General features: G+C 66.5%; 24 protein-coding genes and 1 tRNA gene. 11 read left to right on the top strand and 14 right to left on the bottom strand.

What is annotated here, in order from left to right:
• From LT970_RS05105 to LT970_RS05070, 8 genes are all read right to left on the bottom strand, one after another.
• Positions 1-2,013, bottom strand: coding sequence for a type II secretion system F family protein (locus LT970_RS05105; RefSeq protein ID WP_232688386.1), 2,013 nt, complete (start codon positions 2,011-2,013; stop codon positions 1-3).
• Positions 2,010-5,021 carry an ATPase, T2SS/T4P/T4SS family gene (locus LT970_RS05100; protein ID WP_349292242.1) on the bottom strand — a complete coding sequence of 1,004 codons (3,012 nt, stop codon included), beginning with the start codon at positions 5,019-5,021 and terminating at the stop codon, positions 2,010-2,012. The genes LT970_RS05105 and LT970_RS05100 overlap by 4 nt, the downstream gene beginning before the upstream one ends.
• 76 nt (positions 5,022-5,097) lie before the next feature.
• Positions 5,098-6,345 carry an ABC transporter permease gene (locus LT970_RS05095; RefSeq protein WP_232688385.1) on the bottom strand — a complete coding sequence of 416 codons (1,248 nt, stop codon included), beginning with the start codon at positions 6,343-6,345 and terminating at the stop codon, positions 5,098-5,100.
• A gap of 40 nt (positions 6,346-6,385) precedes the next feature.
• Positions 6,386-7,108 (bottom strand): ABC transporter ATP-binding protein, encoded by a 723-nt coding sequence (locus tag LT970_RS05090; protein ID WP_232688384.1) that lies wholly within the window; start codon positions 7,106-7,108, stop codon positions 6,386-6,388.
• 202 nt (positions 7,109-7,310) lie between these two features.
• Positions 7,311-7,877, bottom strand: coding sequence for a hypoxanthine/guanine phosphoribosyltransferase (gene hpt / locus LT970_RS05085; protein ID WP_232688383.1), 567 nt, complete (start codon positions 7,875-7,877; stop codon positions 7,311-7,313).
• A gap of 256 nt (positions 7,878-8,133) precedes the next feature.
• On the bottom strand, positions 8,134-8,499 hold the full coding sequence (locus tag LT970_RS05080) for a VOC family protein (protein WP_232688382.1): 366 nt from the start codon (positions 8,497-8,499) through the stop codon (positions 8,134-8,136).
• A gap of 130 nt (positions 8,500-8,629) precedes the next feature.
• Complete coding sequence (locus tag LT970_RS05075) at positions 8,630-9,682, bottom strand: DUF7350 domain-containing protein (RefSeq protein ID WP_232688381.1); 1,053 nt, start codon at positions 9,680-9,682, stop codon at positions 8,630-8,632.
• A complete protein-coding gene (locus tag LT970_RS05070) occupies positions 9,675-10,946 on the bottom strand; it encodes a DUF7405 family protein (RefSeq protein ID WP_232688380.1) in 1,272 nt (423 codons plus the stop codon). Before LT970_RS05070 ends, LT970_RS05075 begins: the two co-directional genes overlap by 8 nt.
• Before the next feature lie 102 nt (positions 10,947-11,048).
• Here LT970_RS05070 and LT970_RS05065 point away from each other — a divergent pair, with 102 nt between their 5' ends.
• The gene (locus LT970_RS05065; RefSeq protein ID WP_232688379.1) at positions 11,049-12,188 is read left to right on the top strand and encodes a hypothetical protein; all 1,140 of its coding nucleotides are present in this window, start codon (positions 11,049-11,051) and stop codon (positions 12,186-12,188) included.
• Here the strand turns inward: LT970_RS05065 and LT970_RS05060 are convergent.
• From LT970_RS05060 to LT970_RS05050, 3 genes are all read right to left on the bottom strand, one after another.
• Entirely contained in the window at positions 12,177-12,686 is a 510-nt protein-coding gene (locus LT970_RS05060) for a winged helix-turn-helix transcriptional regulator (protein ID WP_232688378.1), read from the bottom strand. The genes LT970_RS05065 and LT970_RS05060 overlap by 12 nt on opposite strands.
• Positions 12,686-13,018: a DUF7471 family protein gene (locus tag LT970_RS05055; protein ID WP_232688377.1), complete on the bottom strand. Its 333-nt coding sequence runs from the start codon at positions 13,016-13,018 to the stop codon at positions 12,686-12,688. The genes LT970_RS05060 and LT970_RS05055 overlap by 1 nt, the downstream gene beginning before the upstream one ends.
• Before the next feature lie 100 nt (positions 13,019-13,118).
• A complete protein-coding gene (locus LT970_RS05050) occupies positions 13,119-14,333 on the bottom strand; it encodes a trans-sulfuration enzyme family protein (protein WP_232688376.1) in 1,215 nt (404 codons plus the stop codon).
• A 180-nt stretch (positions 14,334-14,513) separates the two neighbouring features.
• On the opposite strand from LT970_RS05050, the gene LT970_RS05045 reads away from it, so the two are divergent.
• The 3 genes from LT970_RS05045 to LT970_RS05035 all read left to right on the top strand — a co-directional run bounded on the left by LT970_RS05045 (position 14,514) and on the right by LT970_RS05035 (position 15,715).
• Positions 14,514-14,882: a hypothetical protein gene (locus tag LT970_RS05045; RefSeq protein WP_232688375.1), complete on the top strand. Its 369-nt coding sequence runs from the start codon at positions 14,514-14,516 to the stop codon at positions 14,880-14,882.
• A gap of 99 nt (positions 14,883-14,981) precedes the next feature.
• Entirely contained in the window at positions 14,982-15,443 is a 462-nt protein-coding gene (locus LT970_RS05040) for a hypothetical protein (protein ID WP_232688374.1), read from the top strand.
• 26 nt (positions 15,444-15,469) lie between these two features.
• Positions 15,470-15,715 (top strand): PD-(D/E)XK family putative nuclease, encoded by a 246-nt coding sequence (locus tag LT970_RS05035; RefSeq protein WP_232688373.1) that lies wholly within the window; start codon positions 15,470-15,472, stop codon positions 15,713-15,715.
• Between the two features lie 135 nt (positions 15,716-15,850).
• Here the strand turns inward: LT970_RS05035 and LT970_RS05030 are convergent, their stop codons facing one another.
• Complete coding sequence (locus tag LT970_RS05030; protein ID WP_232688372.1) at positions 15,851-16,219, bottom strand: hypothetical protein; 369 nt, start codon at positions 16,217-16,219, stop codon at positions 15,851-15,853.
• Positions 16,220-16,713: 494 nt separating this feature from the next.
• Between LT970_RS05030 and LT970_RS05025 the strand changes: the two genes are divergently transcribed.
• On the top strand, positions 16,714-17,073 hold the full coding sequence (locus LT970_RS05025; protein WP_232688371.1) for a hypothetical protein: 360 nt from the start codon (positions 16,714-16,716) through the stop codon (positions 17,071-17,073).
• 217 nt (positions 17,074-17,290) lie between these two features.
• Here the strand turns inward: LT970_RS05025 and LT970_RS05020 are convergent.
• Positions 17,291-17,362 (bottom strand) — tRNA-Ala (locus LT970_RS05020).
• A 242-nt stretch (positions 17,363-17,604) separates the two neighbouring features.
• Between LT970_RS05020 and LT970_RS05015 the strand changes: the two genes are divergently transcribed.
• The 4 genes from LT970_RS05015 to LT970_RS05000 are packed head-to-tail and all read left to right on the top strand — an operon-like array spanning position 17,605 to position 20,059.
• Positions 17,605-18,069: a 30S ribosomal protein S15 gene (locus tag LT970_RS05015; protein WP_232688370.1), complete on the top strand. Its 465-nt coding sequence runs from the start codon at positions 17,605-17,607 to the stop codon at positions 18,067-18,069.
• A complete protein-coding gene (locus LT970_RS05010; protein WP_232688369.1) occupies positions 18,070-19,200 on the top strand; it encodes a hypothetical protein in 1,131 nt (376 codons plus the stop codon).
• Complete coding sequence (locus tag LT970_RS05005) at positions 19,197-19,436, top strand: KEOPS complex subunit Pcc1 (RefSeq protein ID WP_232688368.1); 240 nt, start codon at positions 19,197-19,199, stop codon at positions 19,434-19,436. The genes LT970_RS05010 and LT970_RS05005 overlap by 4 nt, the downstream gene beginning before the upstream one ends.
• The gene (locus tag LT970_RS05000) at positions 19,433-20,059 is read left to right on the top strand and encodes a 30S ribosomal protein S3ae (protein WP_232688367.1); all 627 of its coding nucleotides are present in this window, start codon (positions 19,433-19,435) and stop codon (positions 20,057-20,059) included. Before LT970_RS05005 ends, LT970_RS05000 begins: the two co-directional genes overlap by 4 nt.
• Positions 20,060-20,262: 203 nt before the next feature.
• Here the strand turns inward: LT970_RS05000 and LT970_RS04995 are convergent, their stop codons facing one another.
• Positions 20,263-20,712, bottom strand: coding sequence for a plastocyanin/azurin family copper-binding protein (locus LT970_RS04995; RefSeq protein ID WP_232688366.1), 450 nt, complete (start codon positions 20,710-20,712; stop codon positions 20,263-20,265).
• Positions 20,713-20,905: 193 nt separating this feature from the next.
• Here LT970_RS04995 and LT970_RS04990 point away from each other — a divergent pair, with 193 nt between their 5' ends.
• Both LT970_RS04990 and LT970_RS04985 read left to right on the top strand, forming a co-directional pair.
• The gene (locus LT970_RS04990) at positions 20,906-21,595 is read left to right on the top strand and encodes a protein sorting system archaetidylserine synthase (RefSeq protein ID WP_232688365.1); all 690 of its coding nucleotides are present in this window, start codon (positions 20,906-20,908) and stop codon (positions 21,593-21,595) included.
• 23 nt (positions 21,596-21,618) lie between these two features.
• Positions 21,619-22,932, top strand: coding sequence for a HEAT repeat domain-containing protein (locus LT970_RS04985; RefSeq protein ID WP_232688364.1), 1,314 nt, complete (start codon positions 21,619-21,621; stop codon positions 22,930-22,932).
• Positions 22,933-22,987 lie beyond the last annotated feature (55 nt).

Below are 22,987 nucleotides of genomic sequence, written 5' to 3'. Positions count from 1 at the left end.
TCACGTGAACGCGAAGGCGAACAGCGCGACGGTCGGCAACACGACGGCGAACTTCACGCCCGAGAGCAGACTCGCGTCACGGATGTAGCCCGCGATGAACCCCGAGAGGACGCCCTGGACGGTGACCGCGTGGAAGAACAGCGCGCCGAGCAATTCGACGTTCAGGTTCGCGCCGAGGCTCATACTGCTCGGACCGCTCGATCCGCCTGCGGCGCCCGCGGACCCCGACAGGCCGCCAATCGTCCCGAGGAACTTCACCTTCAGGATGACCATCACCGCGAGCAGCGTGAAGTACGTCATCAGGATGATGACGACCTGCATCCGCGCCCGGGAACGCCGCTCGCGCTCGATGTCGTCCTGGTTCTCGCTGGCCTGGGCGGCGGTCGTGAGCACGGACGTGATCTGGCTCGACGCCTCCTGGGCCTTCGTGATGAGCTTCACCGTGCGCGCGAGCCGCGGCATGTGGTACTTGTTGTTGAACTCGACGAGCGCGCTCCGCAGACTCGTGCCGTAGTTCACCTTCGCGTGCATCACCTCGAACTCCCGGCCGAGTTTCCCCGAGGACGTCTCCGAGACCATCTTGATCGACTCCAGGAGCGTCATCCCGGTGTCGTTCGCCGACGACAACTTCCGGAGGTTGTCCGAGAGCTTGTTCGTGATGCGCCGCCGCGAGCGCACGTTCCACTCGCGGAACACCGCGAGGGGAACGCCGACGAGGTACAGCGGGAAGTACGCGTAGATGAACGTCCCCCAGATGGGGCGCGCGATCATCCCGTCTGGCGTGGTCGGGGCGACGCCGCCGAGTACCGCGCTGACGATGGCGACGAGCGCCACTGGCACCGTGAACGCGAGTGTGAACAGCGGGTTGTCCCGGAAGAACATCGCGGGGTGGCGGAACAACTCCTTTGTCTCGTGGGTCCCTTCGCGACTCTTCACGCGGTCGAAGACGGCGTGTTCACCGGTGAACCGCTCGACGAGGCCGAGGTTCAGCAGGCCGGGTTCCCGCCGCCCCTCGCCGCTCCTGTCGAGGTAGCCGTCGCCGGGGTCGTCCTGTTTGACCGTGGAGACGAGCACGAGAAAGCCCACGCCAACGATGGGGATGAGCAGGTAGACGGTGACGTAGAGCAAGAGCAGTTGGGCCTGCCCGAGCATCCGCATGATGACGAGGATGATGATGAGGAGGAGCGGGAACAGCGAGAGGGTCATGTACATCTCGCCGAACAGTTCGAGGGTCTCGAGGGTGAGTTCCTGTTGTTGCTTGGCGGTGCGCATGTGCTTGTCCTTCTTGTCCGAGAGGAACTCCGTCATGTCCCCGCCGGAGTTGACGATGGAGAGCATGTCCGTCAGGAACTGCGCGAGTTCGTCACTCGGGGTCTCCAGGGAGCGGTTCCGCATCGCCGTCCGGTAGTCGGTGTCGAAGTACTCGGTCTCCTGGACGATGCTCCGGAACTCCATGGACACCTCGCCGTAGGTGTCGTCGGCCTTCGCCATCGCCTCGAGGATCTCGAGTTGGTTCAGGCCGCCGATGGACAGCGCGTACATGAACGAGACGGCGTCCGGGAGCAGCATGTTTATCTCCCGCTCGCGTCCGCTCGAGCGCATGTACGGCACGCTGACGAGCGCGCCGAAGCCGGTGGCGAACCCGACGACTCCGGAGACGAGTCCGGTGACGATGACGAGCGCGGGCACCTTCACGACCTGGATGAAACGCAACACCGCCTGGTTCGGGACGGGCACGCCGATGATCGTCTCCGTGGCGATCACACCCGTGTAGAACAGCACGTACCCGACGAGGAGCCCGAGCACCCAGAGGACGACACCGAGGAGCGCCCCGACGCCCATGGCCCGTGAGAGGAACAGCTCCACGGGGTCGTCCATGCGAGCTTCCGCGAGTTTGATCTCCACGTCCGCGACGAAGTCGCTGCGCTCGGAGAACGCCCACTTGTACAGCGGGAAGAACGCGTCGGCGAGCGCGTCCGCGCCCTCGCCGAACGAGCGGGACCCCGTGCTCACGGCTCATCGCCCCCGTCGACGGCGTCGTCGCCGGACTCGTCTCTCTCGGTCTGGGCGTCCGCTTCGGTCCCGTCCGACTCGGTCACGTCGTCCGAAGGCCCGTCAGTGTCGTCGTCGGTCGACGACTCGACGGCAGGGTCGAAGCCGAGTTCCTGGAGGTCTGTTGCCTCGGAGACGACGACGTCCTCGTTGCCGTCGTCGTCCGGCTGGAGCGCCACCGCCAGCGAGTCCGGCGTGCGGCCCTCGTACTCCGCGAGCAGACCGCCGTCGCGGGCGTTCGCGAGGATGGACTCGGCCTCCTCGCGGACGGAGTCGGTGGGGTCCGGGCGCGGCACGAGTTCCTCCTTGTCCTCGTCGACGTCGATGAGCACGCTCTCCATCCCGCGGAGGTCCGCGAGCGCGTCGGAGAGGGTGCCGTTGGCGACGAGCGTGAGGATGGTCTCCGAGTCGTTGATGTACGCCTGCGCGGTCGCCGCGACCTCCGCGTACTCGTTGAGTCCCTCCGTGATGAGGTACGCGAGGATGACGCGGCGCTCGTCGATCTGTCGCTCGAGTTCCGCCTGGGACCACCCGCGGTCGAACTTGATCTGGTCGAGCGTCGAGGAGTCCGAGGCCCGCCGGTAGGTGTCGTCCTCGGGCTCCCACTGGAACACGTCGTTGACGTTGATCTCGTCGTTCTCCGCGTCGTAGCGGTTGATCTCCGTGATGGAGCGGTTGCGTCGGACCTTCCGCCCGCGGACCCTGGTCTGGGTCTGGATGGAGACCAGGTCGAGGGCGGTGAACAGCGTCTTCGAGACGTTGATGGGCTCCGTGGTGAAGCGCTTGAGCACCTCGCCGACGTTGTCCGCGTGGAACGTCGTGTACGTGGTGTGTCCCGTGCTCATCACCTGGAACAGCGTTCGCCCCTCCTCGCCGCGCACCTCGCCCATCACGATGTAGTCCGGGCGCTGGCGGAGCGCGGCCTCCAGCAGGTCGAACTCGTCGATGTCACCGGACTCGTCCTCGCCGAAACTCGGACGCGTGACGGAGGCGATCCAGTTGCGCTGCGGGAGTTCGACCTCCCGGGTGTCCTCGATGGAGACGATCTTCGTGTTGCTCGGGATGAACAGCGAGACGGCGTTCAGGCTCGTCGTCTTCCCTGACGCGGTCCCGCCAGCGAACACGATGCTCTTGTGGGATTCGATGGCGAGCCAGAGGAACGCCATCTCGTCGAGCGAGAACGTCTGCCAGTTCACGAGGTCAACAGGAGTAAACGGCACGTCCTTGAACTGGCGGATGGTGTAGTTCGTGCCGTGGTCCGACACCTCCTTCCCGAGCGTGAGTTGGGCGCGCGACCCGTCCGGGAGCGTGGCGTCGACCTGAGGCTGGCGTTTCGAGATGCCCTTCCCGGAGCGCTGGGCGAGTTTCACGACGAAGTCGTCGAGACTCTCCTTGCCGTGGTGGACGTTCGTGATGATGTTCTCGTAGTCCGTGTGGTAGACGAACACCGGGGAGTCGTAGCCGTCACACGAGATGTCCTCGACGTTGATGTCGTGTTTCACGCCATCGATGCGTTCGTAGCCGACGAAGTTCCGCTGGAGGACGTACAACAGCGTCTCGACCTGGTACTCGGTGAGTGTCTCGGCGTCCTCGGCGAGCACGGCGGGTTCGGGGCGGGCCATGATGCCGTCGAGGCCCGACGATACGTCCGTCTCGAGGGGGCCGCGCTGGCCGATGGCGACCAACAGGCGGTCGAGCAGTGTCGCGTCCGCGTCCTCCGGGTCGTCGTAGAGGTCGTACCTGTCGAGGAGTTTGCGCGCCTCGCGCTCGATGACGGTGCGGCGCTCTGACTCGTCGCCGTCGGTCAACACCTCGTCGCTGGCGTACTTGATGGCGGTGCGGAGTTTGTCCGTGAGGAACGCCTGGAGGTCCTCCTCGATGGCGTTGCGGTACGGTTCGACCAGGTAGTACTTCTTCTCGTTTTCCTGCTCAGAGTGGTAGATGACGACGAACGAGTAGGGCTCGTTGACCCAGTAGCGCTCGACCTCCCGGAAGTGGCGCTTTTTCTCCATCGGCACCGCCTTCTCGAGGTCGTAGCGGTTCGCGATGGTGGTCTCGCCGTCGAGCGTCGAGAAAAAGGCCTCCTCGTCAATCTCCGGGTTGACGTTCACGGTGCGCTCGTCCTCGAGGTCGAGCATCTCGTCGGCTGCGTCGTCTTTCACGGAGAGCCACGCCTCGAGGTTCTCGGGGTGGAAGCCGAGGTGTTCCGCCTGATCGAACCGGATTATCTCGCCGTCGTCGTCGCGCGGCCGCGACCCGTCCTCGTCGTAGTAGTAGATGCGCTTGTAATGCTCCCACAGCCACTCGTCCTTCTCGACGGGCGTGGTCTCGGGGTTGCAGAACTCCTCGAAGTACGCCTGGAAGTTCACCGCGTCCGTGATGGCGTCTTCGAGGACGTCGTCGCGCTCCTCGGGGTGGAAGCCGAGCGCGTCGCTGGGGTCGGCGTCGACGTCGTCCCAGTCTGGCTGGGGCGGGTCCGCGGCGAGTTCGTCCCAGTCGGGGTACGGCGGTTCGGGGTCGCTCCAGCCGGACTCCTCGTGGGCCTGCTCCTCGCGTTCGCGGTCGCGTGCCTGGCGAACGCGGTCGGCGTCGCGCTCGCCGTGGTACTCCTCGAGATACTCGACCCAGGTGTAGTCGCCGACGGTCGCGCCGGAGTCCTCCTCCGTCGCCGTCTCGGACTCCGTGTGCTCGCCTGCTGTCTCGGACTCGGCATCCTCCTCTTCCGGCGGGGTATCGGGCTCGGCGTGCTCGTCCGCCGCTGACTCGTCGGCGTTCGACTCTGCGTCGGCGTTCGCCTCGTCGTCGCTCGACTCGCCCGCGGGGGCGTCGCTACTCCCGAACGCCACGTCGGACTGCTCGGTAGCGCTCGTCGCGTCCTCCGACGACGGCTCGGTCGCGCCACCGTCGGGCGATGTCTCGTCCGCTCGTTCACCGGCGTCCCCCTCGTCGCCGGACGTGTCCCTGACCATTACCACGTACTGGCCACCCTGCAAGAAAAAGCCTTGCGACGAATTACCATGCAGTTGTGGCGCTGATACGTTCCCGCTACTCGTATCGGAGCGCGTCGATCGGGTCGGTGCTAGCGGCGTCCCACGCCGGGTAGAGGCCCGCTGCAACGCCGACGACCACCCCCACGACGACGGCGACGCCGGCCCACACGATCGGGAATGTCATCGGCAGTCCGACGTACCGCGTGGCCGCGTATCCACCCAGCACGCCGACGACCACGCCCGCTATCGAACCAACGAAGCCGAGAATCACAGCCTCCGCGAGGAACAACTCGAGGACGTCGCGGTTCTGCGCGCCGACGGCTTTCATGATGCCGATCTCGCGGGTGCGCTCGGTGACGCTGACGAGCATGATGTTCGCGATGCCGATGGCGCCGACGACCAGCGATATGACCGCGACGCCCGTGATGAACGCCGTGAACGTGTCCAAGATGGAGAGCACCTGGTCGACGACGTCCTGGGCCGTTATCGCCGAGAACTCGTACGCCGACGGCGTGAGGCGACGCGCATCCGATTCCGTGCGGAGGTACTCGAGCACTCGCTCCTGGGTGGGTTGGATGATGCCGAAGTCGGAAGCGATGACCGTCAGTGTCGGGTAGACGCGCTGTCGTTCACCCGTCGTCGGACTCTGCAGTCGCGTGTCGTAGAACGGATCGACCGGCCCGTACACCTGGGGCGCCGCGAAGTCGTCGAACGGACCGGTGGCGGCCTCCACGACTCCAGCCACGGTCGCGTTCACGGTGTCGCCGTTCGGGCGGACGATGGTGACGGTGTCTCCCGCCGTGACGTTGCGCTCGAACAGGGTGGCCGCCGGTTCGTTCAACACGAGTTCGCGCTCACCCATCGTGAAGGGCTCCCCGCTCGAGAACACGGCCGTCGTCTGGTACCGGAAGTACGGCGGCGTCGTGGCCGTGAACCGGTTGTACGCGAGCGTCTGATTCCCGTATCGTATCCCCGAGATGGCGACGCCACCGCTCGGAATGACCTCGGCGACACCCTGCACGTCGTGGAGTTCGCGGACGTCGTGTTCGGTGAACACCGCCTGGCCGCTGCCGCCGAAGGACATCCCCGGGCCGTCCGAGGCCGGGCCCGAGACCACCTGCATCGCGGGTGACTGTTCGCCGGTGATCTCCCCGACGACCTCCGTCTGCAGGCTCGCGCCGAGCGTGACGAACGTGATGACGGCGGCGACCCCGATGACGATGCCGAGCGTCGTCAACACCGCGCGGAGTCGGTGGCCGCGGATAGCGCGAAGGCTCATCCGCAGACTCTCCGAGGCGTTCACTCCCACTCACCCCGAAGCGCGGACAGCTGGCCGCGCAGCGTCACGCCACGTCCCCCGTGGTTCGGCGCGGTCGTTCGACGACTTCCTCGCGTTCGAGTTCGCCGTCGAGAAGGTGGACGATTCGGTCGGCGTGCTCCGCGATGTGACGCTCGTGGGTGACGAGCAACACCGTGTTCCCGGCGGCGTTGAGTTCCGCGAACGCGTCCATGATGGTCCCGCCGGTGTCGGTGTCGAGGTTGCCGGTGGGTTCGTCGGCGAGCAGGAGCGTGGGGTCGTTCGCGAGCGCGCGGGCGATGGCGACGCGCTGGCGTTGCCCGCCCGAGAGTTCGTTCGGCCGGTGGTCCGCCCGTCCCTCGATGCCTACGCGCTTGAGCAGCACGCGCGCTCGCGCCACGCGCTCGTCACGGGGGACGCCCCGGAACACCATCGGGAGCGCGACGTTCTCCGCGGCGGTGAGGCGCGGCATCAGGTTGAACGTCTGGAACACGAATCCGATTTCGCGCCCGCGGAGCGACGTTCGCTCCCGCTCGGAGAGACCCGACACCTCCTCGTCGTCCACGAAGATCTCTCCCGATGTCGGCGTGTCGAGGCAGCCGACGAGGTTCATCAGCGTGCTCTTTCCGGAGCCACTCGGCCCCATGACGGCGGTGTAGGACCCACGCGGGAGCGACAGCGAGACGTCTCGGAGCGCGTGTACGGGTTGGCCGACGTGGTACGTCTTCGTCACTGCCGAAAGTTCGACGGCGTTCGACGGTCCGGTCATGGCTCCCAGAAGTTGTCGGTGCGGTCGCTGGTCACGTACGCCAGTACGACGCGCTGCCAAGTAACGCTAGGGCAGCAGTACAGGCCGTTTACTTCCCACAAACGGGCACCTTACCGATTCGGAGGTGACTCACCGGTTCGGCGTTAACTCACCAGTCCAGCAGTGACTCACCAGTTCGACGATGACTCACTCCGCGATGCCGTCACCGGTACTCGTCGACGACCGTGACCGCTCCGTCCGCGACCTCGATATCGACGAGCGACGTGACGTTGTGGGGGGAGTCCGCCATCGCGCTCTCGGAACCCACCTTCCGGATGACGACGACGACGTCCGCGACGTCCGCGCCGATGTCGTCGAGGCTGTCGGTGAGCGCTCGCAGCGTGCCACCCGTCGACAACAGGTCGTCGAGGACGAGCACGCGGTCGCCCTCGTTGACGTCGTTGATGTACATCTCGCCCTCCGAGTACCCAGTCTCCTGGTGAAGAGACACCTCGCCGGGGAGGCCGTACTCCCGCTTGCGGACGACCGTGAGCGGGATGTCGGTCTGGAGGCTGACAGCCGTCGAAATGTGGATGCCCATCGCTTCCGGGGTGACGATCTTGTCGACGTCCGCGAGTTCCGCGACACGCGTGACGCCGACCACGACCTCGCGCAGCAGTTCGGGTTCGAGCATCGGCACGCCGTTGCTGATGGGGAGCACGACGTACTCGTAGCCGCCTTCTTTCTCGATGACGGGCGCCTCCTGGAAGGACTCGCGAAGTCGCTCCATACTGTGTATTCAAGAACGCAGACTAAAGAGTAGCGGAACGCAGGCGGATGGGCACGTTCGTGGCAAGCCGCCTCGTCAAGGGAAGACTCGCTCGCCCTCGGCCACCAGCCATTCGCCGGTCTCCTAGTCAGTCTCGACGTCCTCGAAGTAGAGGTGGAACGTCACCGAGAAACCAGCCCAGGGGTGGACGACAGTCACGATTCGGAAGACATCTTCCAATCCCGGGGGCGAGAATCCAGAGGGGCTGGGAGTCGTCTCACTCGAGGTCCATAATCTCGAACTCGTGACCCCACGAGTTCTGGACTGTCGCAACCGTCCCGACCCCGATGTCGATTGGTCCGTGGACGACCTCGTAGTCGTGGTCGGCGTAGTACTCGATGGCACGTTCGGCGTCCTCGACGAGGTAATGCACCAGGCCGTCGGGGACGTCTGTGTCCGTCGAGAGCACGATTTCACCGACGCCGTCCGCGTGCTGTTCGAGTTTGTAGCCGACCTGCCCGTCTCGTTCCCAGACCCGGTCCAGCCCGAGAACAGTCTCGAACTCCTCTTTCGCCGCGTCCAGTTCAGCGTCCGGAACAGTGTACAGAATGCAGTCGATCGCCTGGAGATCTGGGGCGTCCATCACCCTGCCCGACGGAGAAGTGGTACTTATGAAACGCGTTTGAAATTCAGCGGCCTCGGCCACCGGCGTCGCTCAGCGGCCGCGACAATCAGCGTCGCCGCTCGCTCGACGTCCGCGACGACTGGATCGCTCAGACCGTCACCGAGTCCATCCCGAAGAACGCCGTCTCGTACCCCTCGTGGCGCGTGAGTTGGGGCGGCGCGTCCACGGTGACTGTCACCTCATCGGCGTCGCCCAGCGACGGCACCGCGGCAGCGTAGTGGTAGCCGAGTTCGCTGTCGAGGGTTGCGACGAGCGGTCCCGAGTGCCGCGTCTCTCCGTTCCGCGTCACGGTCGCGGAGAGCGACGCGGCGGGGAGCGCAAAGCGGTTGTACGGCGTGCGGAGCGACGCGACGAGGTACGACTCGTCGCTCCCGGTGGCGAGTTCGCCGCGTTCGTCCGCGCTCGCCACGACGACGTCGGCGTCACCCGTTGTTCCGGTGCCGCGAACGGACATCGGGAACGAGGCGGCTGCGGGGACCTGGGACAACTGGACCGGCTTCATCCCCATCGGGTCGACCGCTCCCTTCGTCCCCTCCCGGTTCGACGGCACGTCAGTGAACGACAGTTCCTCGAGTGCGCTCCGACGGTAGTCCATGGAGAAGGAGAACTCGATGGGGCCGCCCGAGGCCGCGGACGCGGTCGTGCGGCGCGTCGAGGACGGCGCAGCCTTGACCGTCACGTCGTACGTTCCCTCCGGGCCGAGGCCGACGTTGTCGCCGTGGTGGACGCCCATCGGCTGGGAGAGCATCTGCCACGGGACGAACGACCGCGGTTTGTCGTCCGGACCCACGAGTTCGATCTGCGGGCTCGCGTCCGGGACGAGCGCGCCGGCCTCGGCGTCCCACACGGACGTCATCAGGTGGAGGTCGCCAGCCACGTCCACGCGCTGGGTCTCCTCCCTGGTCACCAGCCAGAATCGATGCGGGAAGGTGTACGAGAGCGCACACCGGTACCGGCCCTTCGACTGCGTGCCGACCATCTTCATCCCCTCGGTGTGGGACGGCAGGTAGACCGCGTTCGGGCGGTTCGCGGGAAGCGGGGGTTCGACGTTCGCGCGCTGGGTCTCCAGCAGTCCAGCACACCCTGCGCTCGCAGCGAGTCCAGTCACGCCCGTTGCGGCGAGGAATTCGCGTCTACGCATCGACACCACCGGGAGACGGGAGCGCACGCGCAGAGCGCGGCGGCAGCAGGTAGTTTCCGCGGTGAGTCACCGAGAGATACTGGCGGATGCCGTTGTTGCGGCGGCGCCCGACCGCCGACCGCTCGGTGACGTCCCCGCCGTTCATCGCCTCGCGGGTGTCCACGAAGTCCGAGATGCTGCGCTGGAGCGAGACGAAGTGGACGCCCGCGTGGCCACCGTCCGTCGAATCGAAGTCCCGGCGCAGAATTATCGGTCGGTCGTTTTCCCGAACCGACTCGAGTTTCTGGGAGTGCCCGACGACGCCCTTCTCCCGCGCCGCGTCTTCGGCGTCCGCGCAGTCGTCGAGTTGGGGGCTATCGCCGAGGTTCTCGCCAACTCCCTCCACCGCGCCGGACTCCGCGTGCGCTGGACAGAACATCTTCGCGACGCGCTCCTCGCGGCCGTCCTGCTCGTACCACTGCTGGAGGTTCAGGTCGATGTGGGAGGCGTGCTGGGTGGTTCCCCCCTCGAACGGTCCGGACTGGATGGTGACGCGGTCCTCGGTTGCCTGGCTCTTCTCGAAGGTCGATTTGAACCCCATGTACAGCGGCGCGTCCTCGGGTACCGGGTCGGAGTCGGGGACGCCGCCGGTGTCCTGGTGGTCGGCGGGGAGACCAGCGCCGACGAACCCCGTCCGCCGGTCAGCCACCGTGAACGCGTCGGTCAACGCCGCCTCCATCGGTTCGCCGTTCAGCGCGTCGTTCTCGCCGCGGAGCCCTTGGCCCGCCCGCAGGACGACCTTCGCGCGGTCGCTCGCGAGGTGGACGACGGCGTCCGGGGTGTCGAGTTCCGGGTCCTCGAGGTCCGAGAGCGCGCGCGGCGCGGGGAGGTCGACGCCTACCGGCGACCCGCCCAGCGTTTCGAAGTACGACGGCGAGTAGCCGAGCGTGAACACGAGGCCCTCGTTCGAGAACTCGTAGGCGCGTTCGAGGCTCCGGAGGGCGTCTTCGACCGTCTGGCGCTCGCGCTCGGTCGGCGAGTCGCCGTCGTACTCGAGGTGGAGGAGGACGTGGTGGCGGGGCGGAATCGTGTTCCCGGCGTCGTCCTGCGCGAGGAACTGCTGCCACGCGTGCTGGCGCTCGGGCAGCGAGGACGGGTTCTCGGTACCCGCCGGCACGGGTTCGGGGTCGCGTTCCGCGCAGGCGGCGAGCGCGCTCGCGCCCCCGATGGCGACAGCCGATTTGAGGAACGCGCGGCGCGGAATGCCGCGGTCGTCCGAGTGCATGGACCGTGGTACGGCGGTCCCGTGAAAAGGGGTTCTGGTGCGGCCGTCGAATTCGACGCGCGAACCAGAACCCGAAAGAGGACGTAATCGAAACACTCGACCATGCAGACGATTCGAGGGGTCGCGCGGGCCGGCGGCGTCGCGCTCGCGCTCGCCGGACTCGCCACCCCCGCGGCGGCCCACTCCGGGACCACGCACGCCGGCACCCCCCACTGGCTGTTGTTCGTGCTCGCGCTCGTCGGCGGCGCGCTCGTCGCCGGGAGCGCCACCGCGTACCGCCGCGGCAGCCTCGGCGGGACCCTCGGCGCGTCCATCGCTTTCGCGGGCGTCGTCGTCGGCGCGTTCGGCCTCGTCGGCCTCGTCGAACTCCAGGTCGTCGCGGACGCCGCGCCGGAACTCACAGCAATCTACCCGACGCTGAGCCTCGCCGTCGGTGCGGTGATGGCGACCGGGAGCCTCGTCGTCGGCCGCGTGAAGTGGCCCGAACGCCCACGCTACGCCGCGCTCGGCATCCTGCTCGCCGCGTGGGTCGTCTACCCCGTCGTGATGACGAACGGCGGGACGTATCACCCCGCAGGGTACGCGCTCGTGTTCGCCGTGCTCGCCGCCATCGCGTACGTCCTCCGGCGTGACGCGTGGGGCGTCGTCCAGAGTCTCCGCCTCGACCGGCGGCCGCTCGCGGCGGGCCTGCTCTCTGGCGTCCTGTTCTCCGTGTTCTTCGCGTTCTCGTCCGGAACGGTGACGCTCAACCCCGACAACGGCGTCGGCCTCCCGACGGACCCGCTGGTCGTCGTCATGCCCGTCTCGGACCCGCTCGTCGCGTGGCCGGCCGTCGAGTTCGTCTTCCCGTCGATTCCGCTCGCAGGCTACGTCTCCGTTGGAACGCTCCTCTTGATGGTGATCCTCGGCGGTCTCGTCGCGCTCAACGTCGGCGTACTCGCCCAGCAGTGGCGGGCCACCGCGGCGCGCCGAGCGAGCGAGGCCGACGGCACACGGACCTCCGCACTCGGGATGCTCGCCACCACGGGAGCGACCGCGTGCTGTTGTTGTGCGCCGGCGTTCTACGGCGTGCTCTCCGTGCTCCTTGGCGCGTCGGCGACCCCGGTCTACTGGGCGTTCCTCGACCCCTCATCTCCCGTCGGGGGGACGTTCTTCGCGGCGAGCGTGCTGTTGTTGCTCGGGAGCATTGTGCGCGCGACCGGCGGCCGCAGCGAGTCGGGCGCCAGTTCGTCACTCCAGTAGGCCGTCGACGAGTCGCTCGAAGCGGTCGACGAACCGCTCGGGCGCGGACGGCTGCACAACCTCGAGTGCGCGCACCGTCTCCTCGGGTCTCGTGAGCGCGAGCGTCACGCGATTCCGCTGGTCGCGGCGCTTCTCCACGACGCCACACTCCACGAGGTGACCGAGGTGGTGTTCGAGCGTGCTGCGAGCGACACCGACGCGCTCGGCGACGTCGTCGGGACGTGACGGCCCCTCGTCGAGCAGGCAGTAGAGCGCGTCCCGTGCGGTCTCACGACGGGCGAGCGCGAGCGCGCCGCGCTCCCACTCCCCGCACTCGGGCGGGAAGTAGTGCGTGCGGCCGTAGTACTCCTCTGCGTCGAGTGCTTCGTTCCGGCGGAGTCGCCGGACGTGGTACTGCACCTGCCCGGGCGCGAGGTCGAGGTCGCGCGCGACGGCGCTGAAGTGGACGCCGGGCTGCTCGGCGACGTGGTCGGCGATGCGCTCCCTGACTGCGGACATCATCGCTCACCCCCGGTGGGACTGCCCGACACCGAGCGCGCGTAGTACACCGCTGCGACGACGAGCGCGGCCATCACGACGTCGAGGCCGTGCTCGAGGACGTGGTGGACGTCGCCGGCGAGCAAGCCCGTGAGACTCGCGCTGGCGACGACGGTTCGTGCGAGCAGCGCCGCGAGCGCGAGCGCGACGAGCAGGTACGAACGGGAGCGCCGCCGCAGGAAGACAGCGAGCGCGGTGCCGGTGAGCACCGCGGACCCGAGCGCCGCGAGCGACAACGCGACCACGAGCGGCCACGCGAGCGCGGCTGACTGGACGTGCGCGACGGGCGACATATCGGGCGGTTGTGGCCGAGCGACCCTGAAGGGACCGGTTCGTTGCGGGTTCACGCCACCACGCCGTTAGTGTAGCAGTGCAGGTCTCCCCGGGAGGCGATTACCGATTCGCCGGCGCGCGCTGCATCGCGTCGAACCCGCGTTCGAGGTCCCGCACGAGGTCGTCGACGTGCTCGATGCCCACCGACATCCGGACCAGCGTGTCGGTGATTCCCTGGGCCTCGCGTTCGGCCTTCGGAATCGGTTCGTGGGTCATCGCCGCCGGGAGTTCGACGAGGGACTCGACGCCGCCGACGCTCACCGCGAGACTGAACTCCTCTAAGGCCTCGAGGAAGCGCTTTGCGTCCTGCAGGTCGCCCGCGAGTTCGAACGAGAAGATGCCGCCGTAGCCGGACTGCTGGATCCTCGCGAGGTCGTGTTGCGGGTGGGATTCGAGACCCGGATAGTGGACGGCCTCGACCTCGTCACGTGATTCCAGGTGCTCCGCGATGGCGAGCGCGTTCGCCTCGTGGTCGCGCATCCGCGGCGCGAGCGTCTTCGTCCCCCGGAGCACGAGGTAGGCGTCGAACGGCGCGAGCACGTTCCCGAGGCCGACCTGCTGGAGGAAGCCGACCTCCTCGGCGAACGCGTCGTCGCTGGTGACGAGCGCGCCGCCCACGGAGTCCGAGTGGCCGTTGAGGTACTTCGTCGTGGAGTGCGCGACGACGTCCGCGCCGAGTTCGAGGGGGCGCTGGAAGTACGGGCTGAGGAACGTGTTGTCGACGCCGAGGCGCGCGCCGGCGTCGTGCGCGAGGTCGGCGATGGCTTCGACGTCACAGAGTTTCAGCAGCGGATTCGTCGGCGTCTCCATCCAGACGAGCGTGGTCTCCGGGCGGAGCGCGTCCGCGACGTTCTCGGGGTCGGTGGCGTCCACGAACGAGACGTCGACGTCGAAGCGGTCGCGCAGGAGCGTCTCGAACATCCGTCGAGTGCCGGCGTAGAGGTCGTCGAACGCGACGACGTGGTCGCCGGGTTCGACGCAGGCCATCGCCGCCGTAGCGATGGCGGAGGTGCCGGACGCGAACGCGAACCCGTGGTCGCCGCCCTCGAGCGCGGCGAGTCGCTGTTCGAGCGCGTGTCGTGTCGGATTGTTGAGTCGGGAGTAGAGAAACTGGCCGTCTGCAGGGTCGACGTCCTCGAGACTGAGGTCGGCGTCGAGTTCGGGGAGCGCGAACGTCGACGCGAGGTGGATCGGCGAAACCACGTCGCCGCGGTGTGTTTCCCCGGGGTCCTCGCCGTGCCCGACCGCGAGCGTCTCGATGCGCGAATCGTCCATGATTGTACATTGCGGTTGGCCGTGAAATACGTTCTGTTCGTTTGATAATTTTCCCGGCCGGAGAGATTATCCTGGCGAATATTGCTGGTTGATGGTGGTGGTGACGCGACGTTACCGGCTGCTGGCCACTCCCACCCAGGAGCGAAATGTTCACTACTGGTCCCACGCGAGTCACCGCCGATGCCCGACGAACCGCACCCACGAAGACTCGTCGCCACGCTCTCCCTTCTCACGCCCGGACTCGGACACGTCTTCCTCGGTGCGTGGCGCCGCGTCTGCCTCTGGCTCCCCGTCGGCGTCCTCACGACGGCCTTCGTGCTTCCCGGCTGGGGGTTCCGGGCCGGCGTGCTCGCGATGCTCCCCGCTCCCGTCTCCGAACTCCAGGTCGTCGTGGCGCTCGCCGGCGTCGCGCTCGCGCTCCGACTCGCCGCAACTGTCGACACCGTTGCCTCGCTCGCCGACCGGTCGAACCGCGTCTGCGACGCGTGCACGCGAGAGACCATCGACGGCGTCGACTTCTGTCACTGGTGTCTCGAAGAGCGGAAGTGACACACACGGTCTCCCGCGCTCAGCGCCCGACGCCCGCTTGCGCTCGTTCTATCTTCACGCCAAAGAACTAAGTTATAGTTCTCGAACAAGAGTGCAACGATGGTGCCGAATCCAACGCGGCGGAACGTCCTCCAGAGCGGTAGCGTTCTCGCGACGACGGCGCTCGCGGGCTGCAGCGGCCTTCTCGGCGGTGGTTCGAGCGATCCGGATGCCGGGAACGACTCCTACGGAATTTTGCTCCTGAACGAGATGGACCAGACGCATACGGTGACGGTGAAAGCGAGTCCGCTGGGCGGCAGCGAACTGATTTTCGAGAAAACGGCGGAAATCGAACCGGGCAAAGAGAAGGAGTGGGAAGAGGTGTTTACCGGCGACCGGAAGCAGTACCGCGTCACCGCCACGCTCGGCGTCGACAACTTCTACACGAACCAACAGCAGAATCAGGCGACGGTGAGCGTCGGCACCGAAACCGCGCCGGACATCGAGAACATCATCGTGAAAGTCGCGCCGTACTTCGACACGCTGACCGTGTGGGTCAATCAGTCGGCGGAACAGCCCTGAAGTGAGCGACGCCTCACGAGTACGAGATGGCGGTGCACGGATGCGCCGACGGCCAGCCAGGGACGTTCAAAATCTACCGCCAGTACCACGAGAAGCTACAGCGAGAAGGCGGGTACTACGTGTTCGCGGTGTACTGGATTCGCGGGAGAGGCGTGCAGGTGCTCACACATGGGCGGCATCAAGCGTCCCGACTGCCGACGGTTCGAGGGCACGGTGGCGGCGACCATCTCGGGCCGCAACGGGCTAAGATTCCCATTTCTGCAGTTCTCTGACAGCGGTTGCTAGCGCGAGTTCTTCATTTGCCGTTGGAATGGAATGCCAGGTTGCGACGTGCAGATCGACTGGCCGCTGTTCCTCCGTGCAGATCGCCAGACAGTGCGACAAAAACCGTATCTGAACAGTGCTCTCTATAGGTTCCCAACCGTCAGGCCAGTCAGTGCCACCATGAGACCGAGAGTGAACAACACCAGTTTGACCAGAGCCGTGTTCCCCCACCGCTCCACGCGGTCAGCCCGGAAATCTGGGTCTGAGACCGACGGGTCGTCCATGAGGGCGGCGACATCGCCAACGGAGTCCGCAACCATCGAGGGGCCGCTACTGGCCGCCCCGAATCCAGTGAGGATGGCGGCCCCTGCGAACACGTAGAACAGCACCGTGCCGAACGTGGCCCCGACCTGCGTACTCACGGCGTACGCCCCCGCTACTGCAAGGCCGGGATAGAGAACTCCGTACCGGCCCACGATTGCACCGAGAACTCGGACTCGCTGCTGGGCCATGACGATAGCTGCAACTCCGGGGTAGAAAAATCTTAGTCAGGCTGACAGCCGTCAGGCTGCTCTTCGAACTGCTCTACTTAGCCGGAGGACAGGTCGTCTGAGCACGACATTACTCGTAGTCGCCTCGGTTTCGGCGACCGCGAAACGACGATGAGCGTCGTCATCGGTGACGCGAGATGTGTGCGCGACCGAGCGCGTCTCGTGTGCATATTCAGGAATGGATTCTCGGCGTGCGTAACCTCGTGCGATGGTTGTAAACTCAGGTCAAACCGGGCTCTGCAAATAGGTTAAAGTGGACAGTATGTATCCACAGAAGCGATGACAGATGAAGACCAACTTAGTCTGATTTTAACAGAGTATGAACAGGCGGGTGAAGAATACCGAACTCGACACCAACTCCTCCATAACTCATACTATCTATTTGTTATTTTTCCCCCAGTATTTGGTGGTGCAGCAATCAACGTTCTCGACGACCCACTCAAATTAGGCCTAATATGCCTACTTGGGGGATAGCGTCGTTTGTCCTCGGATTTGCAATACTAACCCACTACGTTGAACGGCAATCAGCTGGAGTGCTTCGAACAAGAGCAGAGAGAGCAATCGAGAATATCAGTAACGAGGGGATAAACCACGATCTAAACATCCAACGCCCCATTTCTATCCAATACTATATGGTCGGACAGAACGCGAAAATGGACGAGTCAGGTGAGGCAGCTCTTCGAGACGGAAATTTTAGTGTAATATGGACAAGTCCAGACTTTTCGGCTAAAGGTCTTGGCCAGGGTGTTCTTTTTCTCTCTATGGCGCAGGCCCTTGCTGGGGCGTATCTTCTCGGAAACGCGGCATTTTTCTAGCGCTTTACCCCGAGGGACAGCATCGAACCTCCGTAGCTTGTACCCGGTGTGTCCGCTGTTCTGGCGGACAGCGGTGCGGAGTGTTTTGAATTTTGGTGGCCTTAGCCACACCCCTTACTCATGAATGCCCTAGACTCGTCGGGACTGAGCGAACGCGGAGCGTTCGCGAAGGTCGACGAGTCCATTGACTGGAGCGAACGAAGTGAGCGAAAGGAAATGGACTCGTCGGGATTTGAACCCGAGGCCTTCCCCGTGCCAGGGGGATGATCTACCACTGATCTACGAGCCCTCGTCTGCATCCGTTCGTACCCGTGGGTGAATGATAAACCCCGCGATTGAGAGCGCGACGCAGATGGAAACCCTTTACGTGCCGGCGCGACTTGCTGGCCGTAGGGAGCCACACGGCCGCAGATCTGACGTGCCGCGCGACTCGCCTGGTTCGCTTCGAATCGGGCTGGCGTGGCTTGGGACTGCGGTAGTGTCGCGGCGCGAGAGCGCCGTACAGCGTTTCGTGTAGTTCCAATCCGAACAATGGCACGAATGCACACACGCCGTCGCGGGTCGTCCGGTTCGGACCGCCCGACGGCAGACGAACCACCGGAGTGGAGCGACGTCGACGCGGACGCCATCGAGGACCGCGTCGTGGAACTGGCCGAGGAGGGGTACGACCCCGCACAGATCGGTCTGAAACTGCGCGACGAGGGCGTTCAGGGCACGGCAGTTCCCGACGTCAAACTCGCGACCGGGAAGAAGGTCACCGAGATCCTGGAGGAGAACGACGCAGACGGTGACCTGCCCGAGGACCTCCGCAACCTCATGGAGAAGGCTGTCCGCCTGAACGAGCACATGGAGGACAACGGCCAGGACCACCAGAACCGTCGCGCGCTTCAGAACACCGAGTCGAAGATCCGTCGCCTCGCGGAGTACTACCGCGGCGACAAGATCGATTCGGAGTTCGAGTACTCCTACGAGGACGCGGCCGAACGACTCGAATAGATGGCGACGACGGGCCGCACTGCCGAACCGACCGACGCCGATGCCGCGTCGGTGCTGTCGAGCGCGACGTTCGTTCGCGTGACGGCGGCGCCGACCGGCGGGAGCCTCGCGGCCGCCGCGATGCTCGCGACGGCGTGCGCGGAGCGCGACGTACCCTACCAGGTGCGCGTCTCCCGGACGCCAGCGTCGGACGGACCGGATGCGACCCACGTTGCGATCGGATTCGAGGCGTCCACCACGAAGTCCACAGACGGCGCGTTCGACGCCGACGCGGTGCTCGGCTCGGACGCGCCGAACACGGCGTTCGAGACGGCCCGCGAACTCGGCGGGTCGCCGGACCCGGTGCTCGCGTTCGCTGGCGCGCTTGCCGACGGCGTCGAGCCGTCGAGTGCGGTGCGCGACGCGGCGAACGTGGAGCGCCGTCCCGGCGTCGGAATCCCGACCGCGGACCTCGCGACGGGGCTCGCGCACTCGACGCGCGTGGTCGCGTCGTTCTCGGGGGACGAGCAGGCGGCGGGCGCGACGCTCGCCGAACTCGACCTGCCGGCGGAACTCGACGAGTCGGCGCGCCGCCGACTCGCGTCCGCCGTCGCGCTCGACGCTGTCGACGACGCGACGGCCGGAACGCCGGGGAAGGCGACCGAGCACGCGGCCGACGCGGTGTCGGCCGTCCTTCGCCCGCACGTCACTTCCGACGGCCCGTTCGAGACGGCCGAGGGGTACGCCGACGTGCTCGCCGCGCTGGCCTGGGACGCCCCGGGTCTCGGAACGGCGTTCGCGCTCGGCAACCTCGGTCGCTCGGCGGCCCTCGACGCGTGGCGCGACCACGCGGTGGCGGCCCATCGAGCAGTTCGCTCGGCAGACCTGTCCCGGCACCGGGGCGTGGTCACCGCGCGCGTCGAGGACGCACAGCCGACCGTCGCGCGCCTCCTACGTGACTACCGATCGCCGGAGTCGGCGGCGCTCGTCGTCGGGGACCGAATTGCCGCACTCGCGACGACGGACGCGAACGCGCGAGACGTACTCGGGAGCGCCGATGAATCGCCGGGTGGCGCGGGCACGCGAACGCTCGCCGTCACCGAATACGACGACGAGGACGCGCTCGTATCGGGCGTCCGGGAGGCGCTATGACGCGCACAGCGACCGTCCGCACGGACGTGGAGAATCCCGAACTCGTCGCCGCGGCGGTTCGTCCGGACAACACGTCCGAGATGGAGACGCGAGTGGAGACCGGCTCAGTCGTTACGCGCATCGAGCGCGAGGACACGAGCGGCCTGCACTCGACCGTCGACGACTACGTGGTGAACCTCACGGTGGCAGTCGAAGTTGCACAGCACGCCAACCGACACACGACACACGAACCATGAGCGAACGTTCAGTATCCAAGCAGAACCAGGAGAAGCGGTGGTACACGGTGCTCGCGCCGGAGCAGTTCGACCGGCAGGAGCTCGGTGAAACCCCCGCTGACGAACCCGAACAGGTGTACAACCGAACCATCGAGACGACGCTCGGCGACCTCACGGAGGGCGGCGAGAACAACGTCAAACTCAAATTCCAGGTGAACGACGTCGGCGGTGACTCCGCGCACACGGAGTTCCAGAAGGCCGAACTCACCCGGGATTACAAGCGCAGTCTGGTGCGCCGCGGGTCCTCGAAGATCTCCGCGACCATTGTGCTCCTCACGACGGACGACTACCGCGTGAAGGTACAGCCGGTCGCGTACACGACCCAGCAGGCCGACCAGAGCCAGCAGAAGGCCATCCGCCGCACGATGATCGACCTCGTGGAGGAGGCCGCAGAGGACCGCACGTTCGAGGGCCTCATCGACTCCATCGTCGAGGGCCGTCTCTCGTCGGCGATCTACAGCGAGGCCAAGACAATCTACCCGGTCCGCCGCGTCGAGGTCCAGAAGACGACCCTCGAGGCACACCCCGAGGAGGTCCACGAAGAGGAGGAGACCTCCGTGGACGTCGAGGACGACGAAGAGTAACCTCTTCGACGAACCCATTTTCTCGCGCTTGTAGTCAGAACCACCGTACCGGAGCGACTGCTATCGGAGCGACGGGTATCGGAACGACGGCTATCGAGGCGACGGGTATCGGAACGACGGCTATCGAGGCGACGGGTATCGGAACGACGGCTATCGAGGCGACGGGTATCGGAACGACGGCTATCGGAGCGGCGGAGGCGGCGTCACTCGGTGACGACGACCTTCCCGATCATCCCCGCCGACTCGTGGGGGATGCAGAAGTAGTGGTAGTCGCCCGGCACCTCGAAGGTGTGTTCGTACGTCTCGCCGGGGCTGACGTTGCCAGCGTCGGCGATGTGTTCGCTCCACGCGTCGCGGGCGGCCTGCTCGGAGTCGAAACCGCCTGACGCGAAGTACGCCGCGTCGTCTGGAATACCACTTCCGTAGGCAGTGACGGTGTGGTTCCGTGAACCCGTGTTCGCCCAGATGACGGTGTCCCCCACGGCGGCTTCGAACGTCGGGCGGTCGGCACCCGCTACGGGGTCGTCGGGCAGGAAGGCGTTGGACTGCATCCCGATGTCGTACTCCGATTCCGCGAACGACGGCCCGATGCAGCCGGCGACCGCTGCGAGCGCGGTCGCGGACCCTGTGGCGAGGAACGTCCGGCGGTGCATGCGTGAGTCTCCGAACGGCGTCCATTTAGGCGGCTTGGTACGGCGGTCGAATGTTCGCTCAGAGGAGGGTCGGCGCGGCGAACGAGCGACAGTCGGTACAGTGGACGAGCGACAGTCGACCAGTAGCGACACCGTCGCGGTGCGCCGAGTCCGGGATGTAAACACGTAAGGACGCCTGCAGTCATGTGCGGATATGCGCCCCCGATTCGCCGGACGCCTTGGCATCGCGGACGCCGTCACAGCGGCGAACGCGGGGGTTGGATTCGTGGCGGTGGTCGCGGCGACGGTCGACCCCGAACTGGCCGCGCGACTGGTTCTGCTGGCGGCCATCGCGGACGGACTCGACGGCCTGCTCGCGCGCCGATACGGCGGCACGGCGGCGGGCGAGCACCTGGACTCGCTGGCCGACGTCGCGTCGTTCAGCGTCGCGCCAGCGTTCGTCGTCGTGACGCTAGCGACGAACGAGTGGGGGTACGACGGCGTCCGTTCGACGGTCGCCGTGGGCGTCGGCGCGCTGTTCGTCGCCGCGGGCGTGGTGCGCCTCGGGATGTACACCGCCTACGACACCGGGAACGATCACACCGAGGGCGTCCCGACCACGCTCGCCGCGACGCTACTTGCCGCAGGCGTTCTCGCGGGCGTCACGGGCCCGACGGTCGTCGTCGCGTCGGCGGCCGTGCTCTGCCTGCTAATGGTCTCAACCGTGACGTACCCTGACCTCTACCCGAGGGACGCGCTGGCGATGGGTACAGTGCAGGCGGGCGCGGTGCTCGTCCCCGTGGTGTTCTCCCGGGTCTTCCCACGCGCGTTGCTGGCGTGGGCGGTCGCGTACCTCGCACTCGCGCCGCAGTTCTACTGGCGGACCGAAGGGAAACGCTCATAGGCGCGCTGGCGGAACAATCTCGTATGAGCGACGGGGACGAGGAACCCGATGAGACAGCCGAGGAATCGGCCACCGAATCGGCGGACGTGCCGGCGAAGAAACTCGACGAGGAGACGCTTTCGGCCCGACTCGACGACGCCGAAGCCGACCTCGAGAGCGCCGAGACCGAGAGCGACCTCGACGACGTAGAGGCCCAACTCGACGACGTCGAGAGCGACATCGAGGCCGCCGACCTCCCGGAGGCCGAGGACGACGACGAGGACGACCCTCAGGAGACACTCGAGTCCCGCCTCTCGGACCTCCGCGACGACCTCGAAGCCCAGCGCGGGCCGTACGCCGAGGACGTCGTTGCGGACGTCGAGGACGCCCAATCCACGATGCGGGATACGCGCTGGACCGAGCAGGGCGAACGCGACCTGCAGGACGCGGTGAGCGCGTACCTCGACGACGTGAGCGAGATTCTCGACGAGTCGCTCGGGGGCGGGGATGAGCCAGACACGGACGCGCTCGCAGACGACCTCGACGCGGCCGTCGACGCCATCCAGAGCGCGAACCTCGACCCGGACGAGGACGCCGACACCGTCGAGGCGCTGGTCGAGGCGACGGACGAGTTCACCACCGACGTCGAGGACGCCCAGGGCTGGGACGACCTCTCCGTCCGACAGAAACTCGAAGCGGAGGGGTACTACGACGTCATCAACCAGAAGCACAAGGACTTCCCGCCGGAGTGGACCGCGCTCAAGGAGTGGGAGCAGCGCGAGAACATCGAGATGATCCTCCTGGTGCTCGACCTCATGGGCGGCACGGAGTTCATGGAGCGCCACTGCCTCGAGGCGCTCCGCCGCATCGGCAGCGAGGAGGCCCTGGAGGAGGTCGGCCAGCGCGCCGCGCGCCGCGACGAGATGGCCATCGAGATCGTCGGGAAGACCGGCAGCGAGGACGGTGTCGAGCACGTCGAGGACTACGTGGACTCGGACAGCAACCCCTCGCTCCAGAAGACCGCCATCAAGGCGCTCGGCGAGATCGGTAGCGAGGACACCACCCAGGCCGTCGCGGACCAACTGGTCGCGGAGAACGACGGCGTGCGCAGTCAGGCCGCGCGCTCGCTCGGCCTCATCGGTGACGCGCGCGCCATCGACCCGCTCGCGGACGTGCTCGCTGACGACGACTCGGAGACGGTGCGCACGTCGGCCGCGTGGGCGCTCGTCCAGATCGGCACGGAGCGTGCCCTCGAGGCCGCCGCCGAGTACGCCGACGCGCGCTCGTACATCATCCAGCAGGAGGCTGAGAAGGCCGTCGACGCACTCGACGACGATACCGCGGAAGCCACAGCGTAACGACCGACGCAGCCACAGTCGCAGTCTGTTCTCTCCTACACTCTCGATTCGCTTG

Source organism: Halobacterium zhouii, from assembly GCF_021249405.1.
Classification (GTDB): Archaea; Halobacteriota; Halobacteria; order Halobacteriales; family Halobacteriaceae; genus Halobacterium; species Halobacterium zhouii.
Note: the sequence above shows the minus strand (reverse complement) of the source record. Positions and strands in the feature narration are given on the sequence as shown.